General features: G+C 63.4%; 1 protein-coding gene. It reads right to left on the bottom strand.

Annotation, left to right across the window (positions count from 1 at the left end):
- Positions 1-24: 24 nt before the first annotated feature.
- On the bottom strand, positions 25-1,653 hold the full coding sequence (locus tag FHS79_RS18465; RefSeq protein ID WP_184203313.1) for an IS66 family transposase: 1,629 nt from the start codon (positions 1,651-1,653) through the stop codon (positions 25-27).
- Positions 1,654-1,719: the final 66 nt, after the last annotated feature.

Here is a 1,719-nt window from a genome sequence, read left to right as displayed (position 1 = left end):
GTAACCGGGGCAGATTGCCGGGCGTTAGGCAGCAGCGAGCCTGACGAGGCTGGGCAGACTGGGGATGCTCGACGCCCCTGGGACAGCGAAGCGGTCACCAAGGAAGCGATAGTAGGAGACGCGAAGTTTGCTGCAGGTCTTCAGCAGACCGAGCATGGTGTCGCGGGCGTTCTTTCCGGCTTCGCTGACGGTGCCGCCGGAGATCTTGCGCTTGGTGACGACGGTCCGGATGTCATTTTCCGACCCGTTGGTGTGAAGCGGGATTTCGGGACGGTCGAGCACGCATAACAGATCGGCCTTCTGCCGGTGCAGACGCGCCAGTTGCCGGTCGAGTATGGCGTAGCCGGTTTGGCGGGTGAAGATGCGATCGAAGCGCGCGCGCAGCGCGCTGGCGCGTTTTGGATCGGGGTCGCGCTGCCAGGCTTTCAAATCGGCGTAGAACCACCAGATCAGGGTCCGCTTGAGATCGAGGGCGCTGCGCTGCGCCGGACACATCGGCTGCAGCTTGTATACGAGCCGCTCGGCGTGAACCCAGCACAGCGCATGCTGGCCGACCCGGAACTGACCGGCGCCATCGGACACGATCACGGTGTCAGCGAGCAGGCCCTGCTCACAGACCGCGCCCCACAATGCGCCTTCGGTGGCGACGTTGACCGGATCGGGGGTGATCTTGAGCGTGTGGAAGCCCAGGCCTTCCAGATGCGCGCGCCAGGTTGCTTCGTCGGCGAAGCATTTAACCGGATGCTGTTCCAGAAACGCGATCTGCGCAGCCGCCATGTTCATGCGGCGCATCATGGTGATCGCGTCGTCGTTGACGACGTAATCGGTACGCCCTGCCTGCAGCAACGACAGGAACGCCCGGCGCGACTTCGACTTGCCTGTGCGGAACACCGTGAACCGCTTGTCGCCCAGTTGGGTGACGTAGCCATCTTCGCCGGCGTGACGCGCCGAGGTGTCGTCGACGCTGATCCAGCGCGCGGTCTCCAGCCCGGTCCGCAACACGGCCTCATCTTCGGCCATGAGGGCGTCCAGTCCCTTGCTCAACAGACGTACGACCTGCCGCTTCGAGATCTCCAGCCCCATGCCGTTCAGCAGCGCGGTCAGTCGCTCGCTGGTCACCTGGCCCTGAAAATGGCCCGCGGCAATAAAGCGTCGGAGTTCGGGGCCAAAGCCGCCAAGGATGCCAGGTGGCAGATCTGCAACGATCCGCTCGCCCGACGCCGTCTCCCAGCGTTCCCGGCGATAGCGCACCACCTCGACGCAGATCCGCAGATCCTGGACCACAATGTCTTCATAGCCTTTGAACCGCGAGCCCGGCGGCACCTTCGCCTTCAGCTTCACTTCCGATGTGACGACAAGTTTGTCGCGCAAGGATCCGCGGCCGCGTTTGCGGCCCTTCTTTGCCACAGGCTTCGAAGTCGCTTGCTCCATCCCTGACGGCTTGACCTTGAACTTTGGCCGCGGCGGTAAACCTTTCAGTCGCGCAATCTCGTCCTTCAACGCGACATTCTCAGCCTTCAGGGCCGCGTTCTCGCCCGTCAGCCTGTCGACCGCCGCCTGAAGGGTCCCAACCTGCGCTGCAAAAACGCCGACAACACCACGCAGCTCGAACAGCGCTGCATCATCAACAGGGTCTGATCCTCCCAGAGTCATCGGCAGTGTGAATCACAGCTACGACCCAAAGGGAAGACGCTCTGCCCGGGAATCTGCCCCGGCTAC

This window comes from Polymorphobacter multimanifer (assembly GCF_014205635.1).
GTDB classification, from domain to species: domain Bacteria; phylum Pseudomonadota; class Alphaproteobacteria; order Sphingomonadales; family Sphingomonadaceae; genus Sandarakinorhabdus; species Sandarakinorhabdus multimanifer.
The sequence above is the reverse complement of the archived record's forward strand: the minus strand, read 5'-3'. Positions and strand labels throughout refer to the sequence as shown.